This window comes from Paenibacillus sp. FSL H7-0703 (assembly GCF_038003485.1).
In the GTDB taxonomy this organism is placed as follows: Bacteria; Bacillota; Bacilli; order Paenibacillales; family Paenibacillaceae; genus Paenibacillus; species Paenibacillus polymyxa_B.
Genome location: NZ_JBBOPF010000001.1, coordinates 1,827,770 through 1,846,886, shown reverse-complemented (window position 1 = coordinate 1,846,886; position 19,117 = coordinate 1,827,770). Strand labels below are relative to the sequence as shown.

General features: G+C 44.4%; 14 protein-coding genes and 1 riboswitch. Of the genes, 6 read left to right on the top strand and 8 right to left on the bottom strand.

The genetic code is table 11. The features are described from left to right. The first annotated feature begins 468 nt into the window (after window positions 1-468). Together MHB46_RS07870 and MHB46_RS07865 are read left to right on the top strand one after the other, a co-directional pair. A complete protein-coding gene (locus MHB46_RS07870; RefSeq protein WP_028543060.1) occupies window positions 469-1,032 on the top strand; it encodes a GbsR/MarR family transcriptional regulator in 564 nt (187 codons plus the stop codon). Window positions 1,033-1,185: 153 nt separating this feature from the next. Then, window positions 1,186-2,667 carry a carboxylesterase/lipase family protein gene (locus MHB46_RS07865; protein ID WP_341163700.1) on the top strand — a complete coding sequence of 494 codons (1,482 nt, stop codon included), beginning with the start codon at window positions 1,186-1,188 and terminating at the stop codon, window positions 2,665-2,667. Between the two features lie 143 nt (window positions 2,668-2,810). On the opposite strand, the gene MHB46_RS07860 is transcribed toward MHB46_RS07865, so the two are convergent. The 6 genes from MHB46_RS07860 to MHB46_RS07835 form a co-directional block, all read right to left on the bottom strand. Next, window positions 2,811-4,841, bottom strand: a complete 2,031-nt coding sequence (locus MHB46_RS07860; RefSeq protein WP_341162015.1) for a methyl-accepting chemotaxis protein — start codon at window positions 4,839-4,841, stop codon at window positions 2,811-2,813. A gap of 240 nt (window positions 4,842-5,081) precedes the next feature. After that, on the bottom strand, window positions 5,082-6,029 hold the full coding sequence (locus MHB46_RS07855) for a DMT family transporter (RefSeq protein ID WP_341162014.1): 948 nt from the start codon (window positions 6,027-6,029) through the stop codon (window positions 5,082-5,084). A 172-nt stretch (window positions 6,030-6,201) separates the two neighbouring features. Then, a riboswitch (FMN riboswitch) is annotated at window positions 6,202-6,346 on the bottom strand. 121 nt (window positions 6,347-6,467) lie between these two features. Then, on the bottom strand, window positions 6,468-7,163 hold the full coding sequence (locus tag MHB46_RS07850; RefSeq protein WP_061829586.1) for a hypothetical protein: 696 nt from the start codon (window positions 7,161-7,163) through the stop codon (window positions 6,468-6,470). Next, window positions 7,156-8,079, bottom strand: a complete 924-nt coding sequence (locus tag MHB46_RS07845; protein WP_316243421.1) for an ABC transporter ATP-binding protein — start codon at window positions 8,077-8,079, stop codon at window positions 7,156-7,158. The genes MHB46_RS07850 and MHB46_RS07845 overlap by 8 nt, the downstream gene beginning before the upstream one ends. Window positions 8,080-8,206: 127 nt before the next feature. Next, on the bottom strand, window positions 8,207-9,151 hold the full coding sequence (locus MHB46_RS07840; RefSeq protein ID WP_061829584.1) for a sensor histidine kinase: 945 nt from the start codon (window positions 9,149-9,151) through the stop codon (window positions 8,207-8,209). Between the two features lies 1 nt (window position 9,152). Then, the gene (locus MHB46_RS07835; protein WP_023987588.1) at window positions 9,153-9,860 is read right to left on the bottom strand and encodes a response regulator transcription factor; all 708 of its coding nucleotides are present in this window, start codon (window positions 9,858-9,860) and stop codon (window positions 9,153-9,155) included. Window positions 9,861-11,043: 1,183 nt separating this feature from the next. On the opposite strand from MHB46_RS07835, the gene MHB46_RS07830 reads away from it, so the two are divergent. The 4 genes from MHB46_RS07830 (at window position 11,044) to MHB46_RS07815 (ending at window position 16,070) form a co-directional block, all read left to right on the top strand. Further along, window positions 11,044-12,342 carry a right-handed parallel beta-helix repeat-containing protein gene (locus MHB46_RS07830; RefSeq protein WP_341162013.1) on the top strand — a complete coding sequence of 433 codons (1,299 nt, stop codon included), beginning with the start codon at window positions 11,044-11,046 and terminating at the stop codon, window positions 12,340-12,342. Window positions 12,343-13,314: 972 nt separating this feature from the next. Then, window positions 13,315-13,818 carry a DUF6933 domain-containing protein gene (locus MHB46_RS07825; RefSeq protein WP_165176350.1) on the top strand — a complete coding sequence of 168 codons (504 nt, stop codon included), beginning with the start codon at window positions 13,315-13,317 and terminating at the stop codon, window positions 13,816-13,818. 98 nt (window positions 13,819-13,916) lie between these two features. Continuing rightward, a complete protein-coding gene (locus MHB46_RS07820) occupies window positions 13,917-14,225 on the top strand; it encodes a hypothetical protein (RefSeq protein ID WP_013309242.1) in 309 nt (102 codons plus the stop codon). Between the two features lie 213 nt (window positions 14,226-14,438). Then, entirely contained in the window at window positions 14,439-16,070 is a 1,632-nt protein-coding gene (locus MHB46_RS07815) for a formate--tetrahydrofolate ligase (protein ID WP_254326514.1), read from the top strand. Between the two features lie 24 nt (window positions 16,071-16,094). Here MHB46_RS07815 and MHB46_RS07810 read toward each other — a convergent pair whose 3' ends face one another. Further along, a complete protein-coding gene (locus tag MHB46_RS07810; RefSeq protein WP_341162012.1) occupies window positions 16,095-17,825 on the bottom strand; it encodes an ABC transporter substrate-binding protein in 1,731 nt (576 codons plus the stop codon). A 107-nt stretch (window positions 17,826-17,932) separates the two neighbouring features. Further along, entirely contained in the window at window positions 17,933-18,919 is a 987-nt protein-coding gene (locus tag MHB46_RS07805; protein WP_341163699.1) for an ABC transporter substrate-binding protein, read from the bottom strand. Window positions 18,920-19,117 lie beyond the last annotated feature (198 nt).

The window sequence follows — 19,117 nt, the reverse complement described above, 5'->3', positions numbered from 1 at the left end:
GCATTAAGGATTGAGTATAAAAATCATAATTCTGAACATCCTGAACGGTTAATGACAAAATTAATTGTAACAGAAGCATTGCTTACATTTCAAACAAAAAAACTGTTCATAAAGTACGTACAGAAAAAACTGTACAAAGTTTCCTCTGATATGCTCCTTCGTTCTTTAGAATGCTCAAACATTCGGAACTTTACAACCGATAGTGCTTTTTTTAAAATAGACAATGAAATATAACCATAAGAAAAAGATTTATGTATATCCATAATTTTAAAAGTTTACTATCATTAGCAATTTTGCGAATTATGATTTTGAACGATCCATGCTGTTGTAATATAGACAGAAGCTTTGTTTTTGAAACATTTCATTTATTATTGAAAGATTTCATACATTGCGTCAAAGCTAATCTTTTACGGGTAAATCGTTCATACTAGGTTGTGCAAAATGCTCTAAAATTAGGAGGTTGCAAGCATGAGCTTGTACCAGTTAGGTGATGAGCAGCAGGCTTCGCTGCAAAAAATTCGCAAACGTGTTATAGAAGCTATAGGTAAAAACATGGACCTGTATGGGATCACTTTGTCTGCGGGGCATTTATACGGTTTGCTTTTCTTTGCGGATAAACCGATGACGCTGGACGAGATGGGCCGTGAAATGGAAATGAGCAAAACGAGCATGAGTACAGGAGTTCGAACATTATTGGATCTGAAAATGGTAAATAAGGTATGGAGCAAGGGCTCACGCAAAGACTTGTATGAAGTCGAATATGACTGGCATCAAACCTTCACTGATTTCTTCGCTATTAAATGGAGAAAAGCGGTAGAAACAAATTTACTGGTGTTGCGCAAAGCCATTGATGAGCTGGACAGATTAATGAATCAGGGTGAAGAGTACGAGGAATTTAAGGCGATTCTTCAGCAAGATCGTATGAAAATGAAGCAGGCCGTCGCTTATTACAAGTGGCTAGACCGACTAATTGACTCTATGGAAAGCGAAGAAATTTACAAGCTGATTCCCAAAGAAGAAGTTCGGGATTAATCGCTATTTCCCTATCTTGTTTATAAAAATGCCGGAGCGCAAAAGTGCTTCCGGTATTTTTTGGTTTGGCCGTGTGCAAAGGGTATAATAGAGATATGTAAAGATTGATATTATACCGTTGTGTTGAAGATACGAAATAAAGGAGGCTTCATGATGGAGAGTATTACAGTACATACTCGTTTAGGTCAATTACGTGGGGAAACGGGGAATGGATATCATGTATGGAAAGGTATCCCATATGCACAGCCTCCTGTTGGAAAACTACGTTTTCACGCGCCCCAGCCTTTGGAGTCTTGGGAGGGTGTACGGGCTGCGACGAGTTTTGGGCCAATCTGTCCGCAACCTATGCCATCCGCTGAAAGTATGACTGGAAATCTGGTGGAACCGCCTGAGCAGTCAGAGGATTGCTTATACCTGAACATTTGGACACCTGCTTCGAAGGCTCCTGAGAAGGGACGTCCGGTGATGGTGTGGATTCATGGCGGTGCCTTTGTCACGGGGTCCGGGATTATACCTTTATATGACGGGGAACGCATGGCGAAGAATGGCGATGTTGTGGTTGTTACGATCAATTATCGATTGGGGCCGTTAGGATTTTTGCATCTGACCCCAAAGGGAGATGGCCTGACCTCTAATGCGGGACTGCTGGATCAGATTGCTGCGCTGGAATGGGTTAGGGATCACATCTCTGCCTTTGGCGGTAACCCGGACGAAGTAACGGTGTTCGGTGAATCGGCAGGCGCGATGAGTATTGCCGCTTTATTGGCGATGCCAGCCGCTGAGGGACTGTTCCAGCGTGCGATTTTGCAGAGCGGTGCGTCGCAGGTATTGCCAACTTCACAGGCCGAACAAGTGACGGCTGTGTATCTGCAGCAGCTGGGTGTGGACACTCAGCATCCAGAACGGTTGTTTACGCTGACGACAGATGCGCTGATGCTAGCCATGGCGAAGACGCATGAAGTCATCGGACCAGGGATGGCGATGATCTATCAACCTGTTGTGGACGGTGTGACTTTGCCAGATGTCCCCCTGTCTGCAATCGCGCAAGGTTCAGCAAAGCAGGTTTCCGTTTTGATTGGAACGAACTTGCATGAGGGGGCCTATTTCATCCGAAAAGAATCCCATCTAATGAACAAGTCAACAGCGAGTCAGGCATTGGAAATGATGACGGGCATGTCAGACATCGGCGACCTGATAGAACCATTCCCTGTTACGATTGAGGGACAGGCACAAATGTTGACAGATCTATTTTTTTGGCGTCCTGCATTGGCTCTTGCTGTTGCGCAGTCGGCGCATGCGCCTGTATGGATGTATCGTTTTGAATGGACATTACCGGGGCATCCTACCTTTGGACAAGCGGTTCACGGTGCTGAAATTGCGTTTGTTTTCGATAATCTGGAGCTGCTAGGTAAGCTTGGATTAGAGATTCAACCGTCGATGCAGAAGCTCGCTCAAGCTATGCAGCAGGCATGGGTTGCTTTTGCACGTGATGGGAAGCCTGTGCTGTCCGAGGAGGCTTGGCCGATGTACGACAGGGAAGAGCGGACTACAGCTATTTTCCATCAGGATATTAAAATGGAGCACGACCCCGAAGGAGATAGACGCCGTCAGTTAACCGGTCAGATGACCCTATAAGTAAACAAGAGAGATCACCCCAAGTACTCACATGGAAAAAGCCTTCGCCCGTAATTAGTATACGGACGAAGGCTTTTGTTAGTAATTAGATATACTGCTGCTCATTCTTACTTGCATGAAATTGCAACGATACGATGTGTAACTTAAATCTTAAATCGCTTAACCAGCTGTTGCAAATCCTGGGCCATGTTGGACAACTCCTGAGACGAAGATGCGATTTCCTCCATGGCCGCCATTTGCTCCTGAGCGGCAGCAGAGGTTGTCTGCGAACTGTCCGCCGAATTGCGAGACAGACTTGCCAAATGGGTGACAGTGGCCGAAACTTCCTCTGTACTGGCTGAGATTTGTTCAGCCGCAGCCGACACACTTTGAATTTGTTCCACAATATGAGATGTAGAGCGTTCAATATTCGTAAATGCACCTTCTGCATCTTGGCTAATACGTAATCCTTCACCTACCTGGTTACGAACATTACCGTTCATGGTAGCGGTGGAGCGTTGAATCAAATCGAGCATCTGAGTAATGATCTGACTGATGGAATCTGCACTTTCCTTGGATTGCTCAGACAGCTTGCGTACCTCTATAGCGACTACGGCAAATCCACGCCCGGCCTCGCCAGCTCTGGAAGCTTCAATAGACGCGTTCAGAGACAACAAATTGGTTTGCTTGGCAATGGCGGCAATAGCTGTATTCATCTGCTTCGCATCGTCTGAGAGCTGGGATAGCTCATCCATCAGGCTAGCCGTTTGGCTTACAGCTTCCAGAATACGGTCCATTTGTGTCCGCACATGGCTGATCATTTGACTGCCTTGAGCTACATCATGCTCGGTTTGTCCTGCTGAATCCACGATGGAGCTTGCTGATTCGGCAATGGTGCTGACACCCTTGGCCATTTCTTCAACGGCATTAGCGGTTTGCTCGGATGCCTCGGCGCTGGTGGCTGCATTTTCTGCGGATTCCATAACCGTTTCCGCTACGTGTTGTACGGACTCCGTCGTTTGCTCTGTGCTTTCCTTGATCATCAGAGAAGAGGAAGCAAGTCGGGAGGACGTTTGATTGACCTCGGAAACCATCGTATGCAAGGAATGAGTCATCTGGTCAAAATTCTGTGCCAGTTCGCCGAACTCATCCTTGCTGGATAGGTTAACACGTTCGGTCAGATTTCCGTCACGGACGATGCGTGTTCCTGCTTGCAGCTTGCGCAGCGGAATTAAGAACGAGCGGACCATAAGCACAATGATGATCGCAGCGGCAAGTATGGAAATGACAATCACAATTAGGCTTTGCTTCAGAATCGGTTGGGCTGCATCACTGTAATCCTCCAGATCCGACAGTGCGACAATGCTCCAACCGGTGAGAGGGTCCTTAAGTGTAAAGGCCAGCATATCTCGATTCATAAATTGAATTTGCGACATGGAAGGAGTATCATTTTCGACGGTTGTCGCCACTTCGGGAAGTCCCTCTATGGCGTCAGCCGGTTTTTTGCCTGTCTTGTTAAAGGCTGTTCCAGTCCCAGATACAACTTTATGTTCAGAATCAACAATAATGAGTCCTCCGCGTTCACCAATCTTAACAGACTGCAGACTTTCACCCATCTTGTCCAGATTCAAAGCCAATGCAACAGCTCCTTCACCGTCCTCCAGCGTTCCCGATATATTAACGACTAAATTCCCTGTCGTGACACTGGCAACTGGAACACCGACGAATACTTTACCCTTTTCCAGCATCGCATTTTTGTACCATTTTCTCTCCCGGGGGTCATAATCGGACTCCTGTTTTTTCGGCGAACGTATGTATTGCCCCTTCTCATTGCCGAGAAGCGCAGCATCTAGCTCGGGATGAGCCTTGACGATAACATCCAACTTTTTCTGAAGGGCCTCTTGGTTGGTACCGATGGAATCAGAATTGATTTCAGTGGTAAGCACGTCCAGGTCTTTCATAATGGGCGCTACATACTGATTGACATTGCTTCGGATCAGATACAGATTCGTGTATACGGAACCGCCCATTTGCTGACTGAGTTGTGTCGTAGCCCCCTGATAAGAAAAGTACCCGATAAGTACGCTCGGAATCAATAACACAGCTAAAAAAGATATTATTAATCTTGTCCTCATTAAATAAAACTGCTTGAGAAACCTGTTCCACCACGGAACTGTTTGTTTTGTTTTAGTCATAGTTCTTGCTCCTCTGTGTCTGATGATTACTACATTGTTTTATTCGACAGAAACCGACGAATTTTATAGATGTAATCCTTGGGAAACGAGGAATAGTAGCATATTTTAGACACTTTTTTCGAAAAACAGGTCTAAAGAACTATGTTGAATATTAATGCGAATACATAAAAAGCCAAATCGGAGATGCAAAAGCATCTTCACGATTTGGCTTGGGTAAGTCATGAAAGGGACATTGAATTGTTAATTTTTTTGCTGACGTGAAATCATAAAGAGCGAAATCCAGATGAGCATAAAACCAGTCAATTGCGCTACAGTGACAATTTGCTGAAATGCGATCCAGTTAATCACGACACCAACCATGGGAAAGCTCAGTTCTGCCATCGTAGCATAAGACGCTTTGGTTGTACTTAAGCCTTTGTAATACAGTAGCAAGCTGAGAAGACCCGGAAGCAATGCCTGCAATAGCAGATTGATAATCACAGCTGCGCCCGCCCATGTACCGGCAGGCATATTCCATGGCGCATGCTCTACAGAGGTGAGGACAATCAGCAGAGGGAGCGCCACCATGAAGCGGAGGGAGGTTACTGTTTCATATTTCATTGAACGAAGCAAGTAACTTCCCATGACTGTCGAACCGCCCCACAGAACTGCTGCACCGAGTGCAAGCAGACTACCAACCTGAACAAAATCACGAACATGTCCGAAAGGGAGCGACCAACCGAAGGTCAGAAGATACGTCCCGAACAGAGCAACGACAATTAATAATCCAAAATGACGCGGCAACATTTCCTTCAAAATAATACGGGCTAGAACAATAGCGACCAAGGGTTGAAGCTTCTGGAGTAAGAGTACAGCATTCAAATCACCATTGCTGAGTGCCATAGTGAAAATCACGCTGGCCAGAGCCGAGCCGCCCCACGAGACGAATAAAATAGCGAAAACTTGACGAAGCCGTACCGCTTTGAGTTCCTCACGATGCTTCCACAGCATCGGTGTCAGAGCGAGGAAGAGCAGCACATGCTCCATAAGTACAATTTGTGTTGAAGTAAATGACTTTAGCAAAATAATACGAAAAAGCGGGTCTGCGCCCCACAAGGCTGCTCCAATTGCGACCAGCCAAAAACCGCTTTTCATGTGGGAGCTACGATCAAAACCTTTGGATGTTAGTACAGTAGAAGATTGACTCATACTCAATTAGCTCCTTGCGAATACAGGACCGGTGGCACAAAAACCCCCGTCCATGGCGAAAGGCCATGCAAGACGGGGGTTGATCAAATAAACTTGCCGCTTTATGCAAGTTAAATGAAGTTGCTGCAAAACTAATAACGCAGTATTCATCCACTTCGCGGCATGTTGATATTTCGATCTTCTTCCATCCGGACTTTACCGTCGGCTTTGGCATCTCACCAAATCAGTCCGTATCCTGTTGCCAGATACAGAGTCGCGGGCTTAGCTCCATGAGCCATACCGCCGGTTGGGAATCTCACCCTACCCCGAAGATCCTTATTCCGTTTTTAATTTCTCCTATAGGATATACCTGTTTTAGAATGAAGTCCAGTGAAAAATGTGTGTATATCTAACAATGATTTTCATCTGTTTTTTGAAAGCGCTCTACGAAATTACATATTACGAGGTAATATCCTTATACTCAATACGTCGAATCGCCGCATAAGCCACAAGCATTCCTAGTAGAGAGAAGCCAATTTGCACGGGGGCTATGGAGCTAAGTGTAGCGCCGTTATTATTGGAGAAAAGCAATGCTACAATCAGGATTGAGGTCACAATGGTGGTGGGTACAGAGTATCTTCGCATCCCCATATACAGCGGAACCAATCCCATAAAGCTGGCAGCAACGGCATTGATCAGCGTCCGTGCTGATTGTTGGCCCAGTATGGAAAGAGTAAGGTTATCCGGTACAATCAAGACAAACTGGTTGAGCAGATGAATAGCAGCCGTAATGATTATTTCCGAAATAATAATAGACAAGAACGTAAACAGCAGCACAACCAAGAGCTTGGCGATCATCAGCTTTTGACGGTGAATCGGGTACATGAACAAGATCGTAATCGATTTGGATTTAAATTCTCCGACGATAAAGCGGCATAGCAAAACGGAGGAAAATACAATAAATGTTGCTCTCACAAAATTGTCTATTAGATCCAAGAGTTGAGTGTACTGTGTGAATTCGGGTATTCCTTCACTTTGACTGTCCAGCGCGATAATACAGAGCAGCCCAAGAATGCATGCATTGGCGATCAGTGCTGAACGGATATAACCCGCCAGATGAAATTTTTTCAGCTCCAACTGCATCAATTTAAGCATGGAGATCACCTCCGTTTAACAGCCGCAAAAAGTAGTCTTCCAGTGTGCTGCTTTTCTGATGAATGGAATCCACTTCTATATCATTTAAAATGAGCGTCTTCGTAATTTGTTTCTGCGGTACATTTGAATCGTAAATACGTATACTCTGTTCATTGAGTACCCTTATATTATTCAGATTCAGATGATGGGAGAGGACGTAGGTCGCTTTTTTACAATCGTTGGTCGTAAATTCGATGTATTCCGTATTGGTTTCCCGCACCTGTTCCATCGACACTTCCTCAATCAGCCTTCCTTGATTAATCACGCCTACCGTATCCGCAATCTGCTCTATTTCCGCTAAAATATGACTGGACACGAGCAGAGTCATCCCATATTCCTTGCATAGCATGTGGAATAATTGGCGGATTTCCTTGATTCCCACGGGGTCCAGACCATTAATCGGTTCATCCAAAATGAGTAGCTCTGGCTTAGTCGCAATAGCGCGGGCAATCCCAAGACGTTGCTTCATTCCCAGCGAAAAATCCTTTACCGGCTTGTCATCCGCATTTCGCAAATTCACTAATTCCAGGGCATCCCGAACAGCCTGCTTATTGTAGTAGCCCATGTATTCACAATGAAGTTCGAGATTTTGCTGTGCCGTCAGCCTGTCATAAAAAATCGGGTATTCAATAATCGAACCCATCCGTCCGAGCAGATGATACGATTTTGGCGTTAATTTCTCACCGAATAATTCAATTTCACCCGATGTTGGCTTGAGTAAATTTGTAATCATTTTCATCATCGTCGTCTTGCCTGCCCCGTTAGGGCCGAGAAAGCCATAGGTTTCTCCCTTGCGCACATTCATACTGACTCCCGCTACAATTTCATTGCCCTTCAGGGCCTTGGTCAACTGATGTGTACGTATTACGTAAGTCATAGGTGTTCTCCCTTCGTATACTGCTGATAATTCAAGGATAAAGGGCGAAATGTTCATTTTTCTTTCGTGATTCTTACAAATTTATTAAGTTGAGCACAAATCGAATTATGCAAAATGCTGAGTTCGATTAATAGTTGATTTTCTTCAATGTAAAAGAGAAGACTGTCCGCTCATAAGGTCTACTAGTCAATTGAATTTCTCCGTTCATCGTTTCAACCAGGCGTTTGGCAATCGTAAGGCCCAGTCCGCTGCCTTGTACCGCCTTATTGCGGGAGTCCTCCAGTGTGTACATGCGTTCAAAAACTTTATCTTGCTCGGATTCCTGTATGCCTTTGCCACGATCCCATACCTCTATACGCACTGTATCCTGCTGTTCCAATAGAGCCAGACCCAGCGTCCGTCCATCTGCCCCATAGCGAATGGCATTCGAGATCAGATTGTTCAGCACCCGTCCAATCGCTCCTTCGTTCCCCAAGGCATGAATGGGGTGCTCCGGGATCTCAATATGCACAGTAAATCCCTGTGCGGTCAGCAGGTCATAAAATTCCAAAATGCTGCGTCTGCACAGTTCTCCCACTTCCAGTCGAGTCAACGGAATATCCGTATCATTAGCCTCCAGCTTCGCCAAGCTAAAAAAGCTGCCGATCAGCTCAATCGCTTCGCTTGTCTTTTGATGAATTTTGGATAGCAGCTTTATACGTTCTTCTGGCAAAATAGTCGGATCGCCATCCAGCATCTCGGCATATCCAAGCACAACCGTAAGCGGGGTCTTGAGATCGTGGGAAATGTTCGAAATCATTTTGCGCATGGCGATTTGGCTACGGTTGTAATCTGCAGACACTCTGAGATTCAAGTCCAGCAGTCGGTTAATTTCCGTCATGAGTCGTTGCAGTTCAACGTCACCTGTAACATATAGCAGCTTTTCCGCATGATTCACCGTCACAATCCGCTCTAGTAGGGTTCGGATATCCTTTATTTTGCGCTTATAGGCCATACGCTCCCGCCAAAGCCATACTATAACGACTGACATGATGAGGCCGACAATCCATTCAGAAATGTTTTCGATGTTCATATCAGCCATTCTCCCATTTGTAGCCAATGCCCCATAGCGTTTTAATGTGGACAGGATGAGAGGGATCTTCTTCGATTTTCTCACGCAGGCGGCGAATATGGACGTTAATCACGTTCTCGTCGCCCATATAATCGTCTTTCCAAATAAATCCGTATAATTGTGCTTTTGTAAATACCCGGTTCGGATTGGCTACAAATAGCTTCAAAATATCGGACTCTTTGGCTGTTAGCTGAATTTCATTTTCATTGCGTATGACTGTAAAATGATCAAAATCAATGCGCAGACTGCCGTAGGTCAAAACTTGTGCTTGCGGCTGTTCCTCCTGTTGTTGCTGACGGGCATATGTAGTAGATCTGCGGATCGCGGACTGAATACGAGCTGTCATTTCCAGCATTGAAAAAGGTTTGGCAACATAATCATCTGCCCCAAAGCCTAGTCCAAGCGCTTTATCTACGTCACTATCCTTGGCTGACATAATCAGAATCGGGACAGCGCTATGGGTACGAATTCGTCGAATCACCTCCATACCGTCCACCTTCGGCATCATCAAGTCCACCAGTACCAGATCATAGGTATGACGTTCAAAGGCAAGAAGACCCTCTTCCCCGTCATAGGCAGTGGTTAGACTGTATCCTTCCTTAGTGAGTGCTTTGAGTAGCATTTCGGCAATGGATAGATCGTCTTCAATAAGTAAAATATGCTGTGACATAGGTGTGGAACACCCCTAATTTTTAGATTAAGCTCGCGTGACGAACTGTACCTGAATTATATAGAGCAGTGGAGGGGATTTCCACAAAAAATATCCAAAGAGAAAATGAAAACTCCCTGGATTGCCCCAGGGAGTTACGTAATCAGTCGTTTGCATCATTCGCGTTCAGGCGCACGCGAGTCCTATAGTATTTATTTGGCTTTTGTAAAGGAAGAGGCTTAGATCAGGGGAAAAGTTTGTGTGCCTTTATAGACCCAAAGTAAGTATGTTTTTCCCAACCGCATAAATGTATGAAGTAGTAAATCTCCTAGAGCCACAAGGGGTAGGATTTCAGTGAGGACAACTTGCGATTAATGGTCAGTTTAGTATTTCCTAATTGGTACTCCAAAAAAGAAAGAAAGTTTTCTGCAACTAATCTATCAAAAAATATAACGTAATCATGGCAATAGTTAAGAAGTGTTGTGGGAGATAGTTTTCTTTTCCTGCTTTCAATAAACTCGTTACAAACCAGGGAAGATCGGACAATTTTTCATCAATTCGATTCATGTAGTAGACTTTCATTTTTTACCTATTTTAACCATAATATTGTAAAAATATATTTTTATATTACATGACTTTATACCTAAAAATGTAATACAAAAGAATTATTTAGTAATTGAGTTATACATATCTCTGTAATTTGAGCCGATGAAACTCATGGCGCCGGAATAATATGGAAGGAGGTCTTCTTTGTACCAGGAGATTAGCCACAATTCACTAATGAAAAGAAAAGTTTATATGCAGAGAAAATTGCGCAAGCTCATGTTGTTCCTGAGTGTTATGAGTTTAGTATATCGCTACCTTTTTCATCGAACACGGTTAATGCTGCTGCAGATCCCGAATGACGGAAAATTTAGGACGTGGAATCGTGGCTGCACGCAGCGGTTTCCAATACTATTGTAAGTTGGAATTTATTGAAACCCAACCCTGAAAACTTTAGATTTAACATCTATCGATTTACCTATGACGATCAAGAAATAAGCTAAATGATCCCGTTCTTTTGGAAGGGATAAACTTGGGCGTGAAGAGGCGAGGAAATTCAATGATTTGATTTAGGTTACATGTAATTTTGTTTTTCATTTAAAGATCCTTGTAGTTGTTAGCACAGCATCAAACAATTGATTGACAAAAGGAGAAATGATTTATGAGGAAATTTGGAAGTTTATTTATGATCTGTTGCATGCTTGTAGCCATGTTTATGACAAGTTCTGTTTATGCAACTAAAAACACTCTAGATGTGGAGGAAGAGACAGCAACAAGTACGACAAGCTATTATGTTTCTCCAACTGGCAGTGATAAAAATGCAGGAACTAAAAGTGAGCCATTTAAGAGCTTGATGCAAGCACAATCAGTAGCTTCGTCTGGGGATACAGTCTATATTCGTGAGGGAGTTTATGATGATTTTGATATTGCAAAAACCGATAGTAATTATAATTATGTAAATGCCTTTAATAAGAATGGGATTACCTATGAGGCTTATCCTGGGGAAAGACCTGTGTTTAATTTCAAAAATGTACCAACGAATCTACGTGTGGCAGCATTTTTTGTTGGTGATAATGTAACGGGCATCACTTTTAAAGGATTTGATGTGATCGGAGTTAAAGTAGGTGATCAAGCGCAATCAGAAGCTTTTAATATTAGAGGACAAGCCGATTTCGTGAATATGGCTGCTCATGATAATGAGGCCATTGGTTTTTACTATACTGGAAATGGATCAGGAACTGTTCTTAATTCGGATTCTTATAACAATATTGGACCAACACAAATATCAGCTGGTAATACAGATGGTTTTGGTGCTCATGGAGGGGCTGTTACCTTCATTAACTCTCGTGCATGGAATAACAGCGATGACGGATTTGACAGTATTAGTTCAAAAGGCCTAGTGATTTATGACCATTGTTGGTCATTTGATCATCAGGGTAATCAGAACGGTATCGGCAACAAAAATGGGTTTAAAGTCGGCGGATATGCGTACAGAATTACGGGAATTCCAGATCCATTGCCCGTTCATACCGTAAAATATTCTTTAGCTGTGAATAACGGTGCTAGTGGCTTTTATGCGAATCATCAGCCTGGACAATCAGCTACCTGGACCAATAACACGGCCTATAATAATAGTAGAGCCAATTTCGATATGCTGGAACGTGTTAGTCCAACGGACATAACCAATATTCCCGGTTACAGAGAAGTTTTACATAACAACATCGCTTTTATGAGCCGGGCAATTATGAATGACAACAATTTGCCGGAAAATGTATCTAATAATTCTTGGACCATCAACGGAGGACTTGAAATCACGGCAGAAGATTTTGTAAGTCTGGATACGGCCCAATTATCTGCACCAAGAAAACCAGACGGCAGTTTACCTGATGTTACGTTTATGCTTCCTGTAACTTCCAGTACTCTTTACAAATACGATTTAGGCTACCTTGCTGACAAATAAAATTTCTAACATTTTCCAAATGAAAGAAACGATAATAGTGAATTTGTGTAATTTGATCTAACGATAGCTCTAGATAAAAGAAAGGTGATGTCCAGTATATTTACAGACATCACCTTTTTAATGACTTTAATATTTTACAATTGCTACGTTCAAAGAACTACGCCATCTGGTACCACGATATCCGATTGTACTTTTCCATCAGGTAGCTTCACATGTATCACCTTTACGATACCAAGCGGCGTTAGGAAGGTGCCTTCCATCCACTCCAGATCGCCAAGCTACGGCTTTAACACTTATGGTCCTGCAGCCCGGCTTAACCGGACGGATATCCAACACGTATTCGGAGAGCCATGCCGTCGGACCCGTGCCCAGCCATGGCACAAGCTATGGCGATAGCCCTGGTAACAATAACCTCCATACGTGCCATGTACGTCAATCTTTCCTTCCGGCGTCAGTTCGTACATGGAGCTGCTGTGAAGCGCAGTTATAGCTCTCATCGTCATACATACATGATAACGTGTAGCTTCGATCGGAAACGGGAAGTACAACCTGATTCGATGAAAAAGCGGGCTGTAGGGACGCCTGTCAGCCTATTTGTGTTAACAAGAGATGTATTGAAATTGCTTAAATGGCCGCATAGGGATGTAGAAGTAGTGGTTTTAACTGCAACATATGATTATTAAAATTGATGAATATTGGACTTTTTCGTAAATTCAAAGATGTTTAAACCACCACATAAGATAGTATTTAAATCCGCTCATGAGAAGTAAGTGAGATTACTGAGGTCAACTCAACCCTAACACAAGATGTAATCAAATTACTAGCAGTTACAGTTCTCCTATATTATACTGAAAGAGTTTATAATTCGATGTTTGGAATACGGTGTTATGATATCCGGGACATTCCTCATATGAGAGATTAGGTATGTCGAATTACGCTGCGGTACAGGACCGTCAATAAAGGAGAGCAACGATGTTTGTTATACGAGGAACACAAAAACTGCTGAAGGAATGGGAGACTGAACCACTTCAAGTTGATATTTATCCGCCTTTAAATAGTTGGCATGCCAGCTTGTTTTTACTTAATCGAAGAAAAAATATAGTGTTCATGCATGATATATCCCGCTTAAGCATCACGCTTTTTGGGATCAAAAAATCGCAGTACAACAACCTGCCAGTTCTTTTTGTGCAAACTTTGAAGGAATTAATGATCAGTGAAGGCTTTGATGAACAGATTGTAAAGGCATACACACAGGAAGGCGAGCAGATGCTGGCTACGACGACGAATAGTCATAGTGTAATGGGCACCTTGGATGAGATTATTTTCATCATGAAGGAACTGGATATGGAGCATGGGTGTGAGCTGGAAAAAAACCAGTGGAATAACCGGATTGTTTTCAAAACTGTAGAATACAAGTACCCTGTTGATGTTTTTAAAGAAATGCTAGAAAAGCATTATAAACTAGAGAGTATTTGAGAATTTTATGATTTTACGAAATGAGTTCCATTTATTCCCTCTGTCCTATATAATCTAATATAGTTCTAAAAGACTATATAAAGAGAGGTAAGGGGTAAATGAAGATTAAATTAAGAAATAAAACTGGAATGATTAAGGAACGCAAAGTAGGTTTTTCATGGACTACGCTCTTTTTCGGTTTTTTCCCTGCGTTGTTTAGAGGGGATTGGAAGTGGGCAGTTATTATTTTTCTGGTATCGATCCTTACGAGTGGGGCGTCCAACTTTGTATTTTGCTTCATTTATAACCGCTTACATATTAATGATCTGCTGTCCCAAGGCTATGGTCCTGCTACTAAGAAATCCCAAGCTATCCTGATTTCTAAGGGATTTATTGCTGAAAATTACGCTGCTAACTTTGCAGGTTAAATTGAGAGCTGTTTGTTAAACGAGACGTATCAAAAGAGCATCCACCAAAGTCCATGCGGGCGGGGAATGCTCTTTTTTTTATAACTCACATGATAGCAACGCTTGCGATGAAATGAATCATAGCGCAATAAGCGGCACACTTTGGTAAAATAAAACGATACAGGGTTTGACACCATCGGTCAGACTTATAAAACGGGGGGTACATAACGAAAGATGAAGAGGATTATTGATATAGCCAAAGAAGCAGGAATTGAAGAAGAACATCTGGAGACGTATGGAAAATATAAAGCGAAGCTGAATCCGTCCCTGTGGGAGCAGTTAAAGGATCGCCCGAATGGAAAGCTGGTGCTGGTTACGGCGATGAATCCCACGCCAGCGGGAGAAGGAAAAACGCTGACAACCATCGGGCTGTCACAGGCGCTGAATGCGCTGGGGCATAAAACCGTTGCTGCGTTGCGTGAGCCGTCCCTTGGCCCTTGCTTCGGCATGAAAGGAGGAGCAACCGGGGGAGGACAAGCTCAGATTGTTCCGGCAGAAGACATTAACCTGCATTTTACAGGTGATATTCACGCGATTTCAGCTGCGCATAATTTGCTGGCAGCGATGATCGATAACCATTTGTTTCATGGAAATGCTTTGCGGTTGAAACCGGAGCGGATCGTGTGGAAACGCGCTGTCGATATGAACGACCGGAGTTTGCGAAATATTGTGACCGGATTGGGGTCAGGTAATGGAGCAGTGAGAGAAAGTGGCTTTCTGATTACCTCAGCTTCAGAAGTGATGGCGGTATTATGTTTAAGTGAAGATATGGACGATCTTAAAGTTCGATTGGGTCGGATGGTGATTGGTTATAACGAAGATGGCGAAACGGTAACAGCTGAGGAACTACATGCGGTGGAAGGTATGGCTGTGCTGCTTCGGGAAGCATTGAAACCCAATCTGGTGCAAACGTTGGAGGGAACTCCAGTTATTGTGCATGGCGGACCTTTTGCGAATATTGCGCATGGATGCAGTAGTTTGATCGGTACGAAGCTGGCCCTGAAGCTGGGAGAGGTGGTCGTCACGGAGGCTGGATTCGGGGCCGAGCTGGGCGCGGAAAAGTTTTTTGACATCAAGTGCCGTCAATCCGGTTTGCAGCCAGATGCGGCTCTGTTGGTCGTAACAGCCAAAGCGCTGAAATATAACGGCGGTGTAGCTAAAAATGAGCTGGATGCAGAAAATCTGGAGCAATTGCAACTTGGATTAGTCAACATGAACCGGCATGTTCGGAATTTGCAAAAATTTGGCGTGCCAGTACTGGTAGCGGTCAACCATTTTGTAACAGATAGCGAAGCCGAGTTGGAACTGATTTTCTCGGAATGCCGCAAGCTGGGTGTACCCGTAGAGCTGTCACAGGTGTGGGCACAGGGAAGCCAAGGTGGAGAAAAGCTGGCCCAAAGCCTGCTCAACCTGCTCCAGGAGGACAAAGCCCATTTTGCACCATTGTATGAGCATACACTTGATTTGCAAGCGAAAATTAGTGTCATTGCGAAGGAGCTTTATGGTGCGGCAGAGGTAGCTTACACTCCTGCGGCCAAACGGGCGTTGGCCGGTATGGAGCAGCTTGGTTTTGGACAACTGCCTGTATGCATGGCCAAAACACCGTATTCTTTCTCAGATCAACCTTCTCTGCTAGGTGCACCGGAGGGCTTTACCATTCACGTGTCCAGCGTTTCTTTGTCCGCAGGGGCAGGCTTTGTGGTCGTGGAAACAGGCAATACTATGACGATGCCAGGATTACCCAAATCCCCAGCAGCTGAGCATATGTCGCTGGAGGCAGATGGAAGCATTCATGGTCTAATGTAGCATCTTTAGAAAAATGGCAGCTTATCAGGATGAAGTGACGAGCAGTTTGGGCAGTGCAGTAAGCAGTTTTTGCCGGGTCATGGCATCGCTCCAGTTCCATCGGTCAGCTTCTACGAAATATACCCGACCTTGACGTACAGCAGGAAGGCTGCGCCAGAGAGGGCTGCTGATCATACGTTCCAGTGTACGTTTGGATTCTGGAACTGTTGGGACAAGCATAAAAATGCGGTCCCCGGCGTAATCAGGCAATTCGTTCGGATCTATTTCTGCGAAGCCTTGTTCCGCGTCGAGCACCTTTTGGATCGGCTCAACGGGCTGAAAGCCCTGTGGGTGGTAGAGGGCCGACGAGAATCCAGACATACCCATGACAAAGAGCCGATCACCATGATCGAAGATGAAGACGGAGGCCGTTTCTCCGGCTGTGATTTGCGTACCGAGCTGCTGCCACATTGCCAGATTGCGGGCTGTAAAGGTAGACAACCAGCGTTCGGCCTCCCGCTCCTTACCGAGCCAGGCGCCAAGTGTACGCATCCGTTCCTCCAGCGTGGCGAAGGAGTTGAAGGTGACGGTGGGAGCGATACTGGCAATGCGCTCATATTCCTGTTCATCCGAATTGGCGATGATAATTAGATCGGGATCAAGAGCGCTGGTCAAGCGAATATCCAGGGGAAGGCCCACATCGACGACATTCACAAGACGATGTTTATAGACGCTGTATTCACTGAGTCGCAGACTTCCACCGATGGCTTTGGCCCCTAATGCCAATAGATCGCCCATCGTTTCTCCATGATAGATGATGCGGCTTGCTCGGCGCGGAATATGAATATGGTGACCCGTCCAATCCTTGACGCGCACAGAACTGGAGACAGAAAGCGCGTACTTGCCAGGGGGAATCCCGGTCATTTGCCTAAACCGTCGATTAAAATAATATTCGTCAGAGAAACCAACCTGACGGGCAATTTCACGTAAAGGCCGTTTGCAATCCAGCAGCAGCCGCTTGGCATGATTCAAGCGCAGCTCAGTGAGGTAATGCAGCGGCTTTTTGCCTGTGATTTTACGAAACATTTGTGAGTATTGCCATATGGAAACGTTCGCCTGCTCGGCAAGTTGTTTGACGGTAATGGGCTTTTCATAGTTGTTTTCCATATATGAGAGAGTGCCTTCTACCGATGCTGGCAATGCCGGATTAGAGGTATTATTTTGATCAATATGGGTGTGGTCTTCCTGCCACAGCAAGAGCAACTTTTGAAACATAATTTGCTGCCGTAATACAGATATCTGGTTATGCGGCTGTATCGTTTGTTGGGTACTATGAAATAGCTCTTCAGTCAACTGAATAAGTTTGGAGGAAGAAGAGGAGACGATGCATTCGCGCGGTCTCGGCAGGACAGGTCCATGATATAGGGATGGCATACGTACTGCGTGTTCACCCAAGGCTATGTCCGCTTGTGGTTCTGACGGCAAAGCGATGACCTCAAACGTGATTTTGTAGTATTCGGGCACAGTTCCATTCAGGGGAGCGATTTGATGGGATTCACCTGGAGCTAGCCAATATCCATGACCTGTATGGAATAGATACTGCTCTGAGCCAATGTCCACCATACCTGTCCCACCGACGAACATAAGCAGACAGTGATATGAATTGGGACGTGATAATAATTCATCGGTAGGCTCACCAATCAACGCAATTTCTTTAAAATGAAAAAGCAGTGAACTGAACGGGGGAGGATATACGGACGACGGAGACTGGTTCACGGTATTGCTCCTTTTATTGAGAATGGTTATCATGTATGTATAAGTATACCTCCTTTAGGTTCAACAAAAAAGAAGCTATCAACAAGTGTCGATAAGCTTCTCCAATTTTATTTGATGAGCTTGGGCAATTCCTCCAGCAGCCATTCTCGAGTGGAAGCATCACTTTCAGTTTTGCCAATATCCTGAGTGTACACATGCCCCTGTTGGACAGCAGGGAGCTGGAGCCACAGCTTGCTTTTCATTAACTGTTCGGTGGATTGTTGGGCTTCTGAACTTGGTGTTCTTAGTATGAAAATCCGGTCTCCAGCGTATTGTCCGATCACTTCCTGAGATATTTGCACAAATCCTTTGTCTTCATCCAGGGCTTTCTGGATAGGAGGGGTAGGTTTGAAACCATTCTTTTCATACAGTATTTGTGACAGTCCTGTCCGTCCCATTGCGAATAAACGATCACCTGGATAGTAGGTAAAGACTGAAGCTGTTTCCCCCGCCTTAACACCCTCTGCGTGAAGCTTGGTCCACATCTCTGCTTCCTTTATTTTATATTGGGCAAGCCAATCTTCAGCAGCCTTTTTCTTGTTCACAATGTCTCCGAGATGCAGCAAACGTTCGTTTAACGGGGCAAAGGTATCGAACATAATTGTAGGTGCAATTTTTGTTAACGCTGCGTATTGCTTTTCATCCGTATCGGCGGTAATGATCAGGTCAGGCTGTAGTTCCAAGGCTTTTTCCAAATTAATTGGAAAGCCCAGATCGGCCACGTTCTGAACCTGCTTCTCATAAACCTTGCCTTCAATCATAAAAGTCGATGTACCTACAGCTTGTATGCCTAAAACCAATAAATCCCCATAGTTTTCTCCGAAATAAGCAATGCGTTGGGGAGTCGTAGGAATGTTCACTGTATGTCCCTTATAGTCTGTGTAGTCACGAGTTGTGGCAACTTCCGATGTTTTTGTAGATGTCGTTGATTCTGCTGAAGGTGTTGATGTATTCCCTGCTGTAGTCTGTTTGTCTGATGTGCCGCATCCCAGCATTAGCGCTCCCATGAGAGAGAACAGACCGAGCAGGACTGTACATTGCCGAACTGATTTCATGACCATTATGGTGACCTCCGTATGATTGATTCAGGATTTAACAAAACCCCCACGTATGTAAGAATGCTCGTTATCCTTGTACATATGATAATGAGAATTATTATCACAAAAGCAATAATAAGCGATGCACCTTCAACACTCAATGGACAAACTTGGCCAACGAATTTGATTTTGTACAAAATAAGCCTCATGTGTTTG